Raw genomic sequence first — 3,450 nt, 5'->3', positions numbered from 1 at the left:
GTGGGAGCGCGGCCCTCACGGGGAGCGCACGAGCTCGCCCCCGCCCGCCTCGGGGAGGTGGGGCTCGTAGAGGCTCACGCCGGAGACCTTCCACTTGTCGTACTTCGCGTTGCGCGCGAGGAACGTCTCCAGGTCCTCGTCCACCACCCGGCCGTTGCCGTCCACGCCGCGCCGCGCGTGCCGCAGCCAGGTGCGCCGGCCCTTCTGCACCACGAAGCCCAGGTGCGTCACCCGCGTGGCCTTCAGCGGCAGGTCCTCGCGCAGGACGATGAGGATGGTGCCCGAGGGCACCTGGCGCGCGTGCGCCATCACCCGCTCCAGCGGAATCATGTTCAGGCCGTAGGTGCCCCGTGGCTGGTGCGTCTTGGGCAGCCCCAGCGCCTGCGAGGAGCGCGACGTCCAGGTGAGCGGGGTGAGCGTCTTCTGCACGCGCACCGTGTCCTCACCGCCGTAGCGCCGCGTCACGTCCACCAGGAAGCCCTTGCGCTGGTTGTTGGGCAGCCACTGGGCCTCCATCAGGTGGTTGCGATTCTCGTAGGCGGGGGTGCTCGCGTAGCGCAGGCGCTCGAGCAGCGTGGGCACCTCGGCCTCGGCGTTGGCCAGGCTCATCGCCAGCGCCTGCTCCACGAAGGTGAGGCAGTCCACCGCGTCCAGCCGGAAGGGGGGATCCGGATCCACCCCCCTGCCCTCCCCCAGCGGCGAGTGGACGTAGGGCGTGCCCAGGAAGCGCTCGCTCACGCGCAGCAGCCGCTCGCGCAGGGGCAGCGCGGCCTCCTGGGTGATGAAGGCGGCGCGCTCCTGGGGGCTGAGCGAGGCCCACACCACGGGCGCGGGCCTGCCCGTCTGCACGGCCGGAGTGGCCCCGGCGGGAGGCGTCGCGGCGGCGGGCGCGTGGGCCAGCAGCGCCGAGAGCAGCACGAGCGCCTTCATTTCACCATCCCCGCCTTGCGGAGGAGGGCCTTGCGCTCGTCGTCCGCGAGGTGGAGCGTCTCCAGCTCCTTCTCGTAGGCGAGCTTCTCCTCCCCGTTGGCCTTCCACGAGGCGAGCACCAGCCAGCCCAGCATCGACTTGTCGCCGCCCTGGTGGAGGATGCGGGCCGCGCCGGCCGCGAGCGTGCGATCCTTGTCCTCGAGCAGCGGGCGGAGCGCGGTCTGCGACAGCTTCACGGGCAGCCCCTCGTAGAGGGCCAGGCCCTGGCGGCGCACGTGCTTGTCCTCCGAGCCCAGCAGCTTGCGCGCGAAGGCGAAGCCCTCGGGAGCGCCCAGCAGGCACAGCCCCCGCGCGGCGGAGAAGCGGGTGCTCTCGGAGCTGTCGTCGAGGAAGGCCTTGAGGCCCGGCGCCTGCTTCTTGTCCCCCGCGGCCCCCACCGCCTCCAGCAGCAGCACGCGCGTCTGAGGATCCGCCTCGGTGCGCGCCGTGGAGAGGAGGGCCTTGCCCACCCGGGGCTCGTGCGTGGCGCCCAGGGCGCGGGCCACCTCGCGGCGCACCCCGAGGGACTTGTCCTCCAGCAGCGGCAGCAGCACGTCCACGCGCCGGCTGCGCAGCCGGCCCAGGCCCTGGACGGCGTACATGCGCACCGCTCCGTCCTGGTGCCCGGTCAGCTCCACCAGGGTGGCCTCGGCCGAGCGCACCTCCAGCCCCGCCAGCACGGCCGTCACGTCCCGCAGCAGCCGCGGCTCCACCACGTCGGAGGCGGCCCGGATGAGGAGACTCGCCGCGTAGGCGTCCTCGCGCAGGATGCGCAGGCGCGAGATGGCGGTGGGCACCGCCAGGCGCCCCTCCAGCAGCTCATCGACGAGCTGCCCCGTCTCCGCGCGGCGCGACAGGCGCTTCTGGGCGGAGGGCGGGGCGGCCAGGACGACCGAAGCGGTGAGTGCGAAGAGGAGGACCAGGCAGGCGGGCAGGGTGCGCACGGCCGGGCACGATGACAAGGCCCCGGCGAGGCTGTCAAAACCCCGGCCGCGCCCGCTTCCTCCCTCGGGTGTGTGGGAGTGACCGATTCTTGACCCTCCCCGAGTCGATTGATACGACCGGACTCCAGTGTCTTCCAGCCCTTACCGTGAGGCCCCTCCCATGAAGCGACTCCTGGCAATGGTGGCTGCGGCGGGAGTCCTCGCCGGATGCGGCCCCCTGAAGTCCACCTCGCACCTGCTGGACGCGGAGGTGCAGATTCAAGCCGCCCGCACCGCCGGCGCCGAGAAGCTCGCCCCCTACGAGTGGACGGCCGCCAACCTCTACATCCACAAGGCCCGCGAGGAGGTCAGCTACTCCGACTACCAGGCCGGTGTGGACTTCGCCGAGAAGGCCTCCCGCTTCGCCGCCCAGGCGCGTGAGCAGGCCATGGCCAACGCCAACGCCGCCGAAGAAGCGGCGTCCTCCAGCCCCAACCCCTGACGCGAGAGCACCCTACCGATGCGACGTCTCCTCATCGCCTCTTCGCTGCTCCTGCTCTCCGCGGCCTGCGTGAGCGGTAACAAGGTCCGCGCCGACTCCGACGTCATCCAGGCCGAAATCGAGCGCGCCCGCCGCAGCGGCGCCATGCGCTGCGCCCCGGTGGAGCTCGCCACCGCCGAGGCCAACCTCGACTTCGCCCGGGGCGAGATCAGCCAGGGCACCAGCTACCGCGCCTCCGAGCACATCCGCACCGCCGAGACCGCCATCAAGACGGCCCTGGAGCGCTCCAAGAGCTGCGCCCCCCCGCGCGTCACGGTCAAGGAGAAGCCGGAGACTCCCACCCAGTCCCAGCAGAACCCGCAGCAGGGGGACGTCACCACCAAGCCGTCTCAGCAGGTGGTGGTGCAGATCGAGGAGAAGGACTCCGACTTCGACGGCATCTTCGACAAGGATGACCCCTGCCCGGACCGCGCCGAGGACCGCGACGGCTTCGAGGACTCGGACGGCTGCCCCGAGCCCGACAACGACCGGGACGGCGTGCTGGACGGCAACGACAAGTGCCCGCTGACGCAGGGCCCGCTCTCCAACCAGGGCTGCCCGGAGGAGGCGCCGACGGACAGCGACGGCGACAGCATCCCCGACAACGTGGACAAGTGCCGCGACCAGGTCGAGGACAAGGACGGCTTCGAGGACAGCGACGGCTGCCCCGAGGCCGACAATGACCAGGACGGCCTCATCGACACGGCGGACAAGTGCCCCGATGCCTCCGGGCCCATCCCCAACCTGGGCTGCCCCCGCACGGACAAGGACGGGGACAACGTCGAGGACTCGCTGGACAAGTGCCCCACGGAGCCCGAGGACAAGGACGCCTTCCAGGACGAGGACGGCTGCCCGGACCTCGACAACGACGCCGACGGCATCCCCGATGGCCTCGACCGCTGCCCGCTGAAGACCGGCCCGCTGGAGAACGGCGGCTGCCCGGATGACGACAAGGACGGGGACGGCACGGTGGATCGCCAGGACGTGTGCCCGGATCAGCCCGGCCCCAAGGAGATG

Annotated in this window: 4 protein-coding genes; 2 read left to right on the top strand and 2 right to left on the bottom strand. The window is 71.9% G+C overall.

What is annotated here, in order from left to right; translation table 11 throughout:
• Positions 1-15: 15 nt before the first annotated feature.
• Both VF697_RS18385 and VF697_RS18380 read right to left on the bottom strand, forming a co-directional pair.
• Entirely contained in the window at positions 16-930 is a 915-nt protein-coding gene (locus VF697_RS18385) for an N-acetylmuramoyl-L-alanine amidase-like domain-containing protein (protein ID WP_331096756.1), read from the bottom strand.
• The gene (locus VF697_RS18380; RefSeq protein WP_331096754.1) at positions 927-1,913 is read right to left on the bottom strand and encodes a HEAT repeat domain-containing protein; all 987 of its coding nucleotides are present in this window, start codon (positions 1,911-1,913) and stop codon (positions 927-929) included. The genes VF697_RS18385 and VF697_RS18380 overlap by 4 nt, the downstream gene beginning before the upstream one ends.
• A 160-nt stretch (positions 1,914-2,073) precedes the next feature.
• On the opposite strand from VF697_RS18380, the gene VF697_RS18375 reads away from it, so the two are divergent.
• Entirely contained in the window at positions 2,074-2,394 is a 321-nt protein-coding gene (locus VF697_RS18375) for a DUF4398 domain-containing protein (RefSeq protein WP_331096752.1), read from the top strand.
• A gap of 18 nt (positions 2,395-2,412) precedes the next feature.
• Positions 2,413-3,450: DUF4398 domain-containing protein (locus tag VF697_RS18370; protein WP_331096750.1), on the top strand; the 1,038-nt coding region annotated here is incomplete at its 3' end.

It is taken from the genome of Archangium sp. (assembly GCF_036388035.1).
In the GTDB taxonomy this organism is placed as follows: Bacteria; Myxococcota; Myxococcia; order Myxococcales; family Myxococcaceae; genus Archangium.
The sequence above is the reverse complement of the archived record's forward strand: the minus strand, read 5'-3'. Positions and strand labels throughout refer to the sequence as shown.

What these genes read in the sequence shown, in the direction of transcription:
- VF697_RS18385 (WP_331096756.1), bottom strand. Translation starts at nt 930, where the DNA reads ATGAAGGCGCTCGTGCTGCTCTCGGCGCTGCTGGCCCACGCGCCCGCC.
- VF697_RS18375 (WP_331096752.1), top strand. Translation starts at nt 2,074, where the DNA reads ATGAAGCGACTCCTGGCAATGGTGGCTGCGGCGGGAGTCCTCGCCGGA.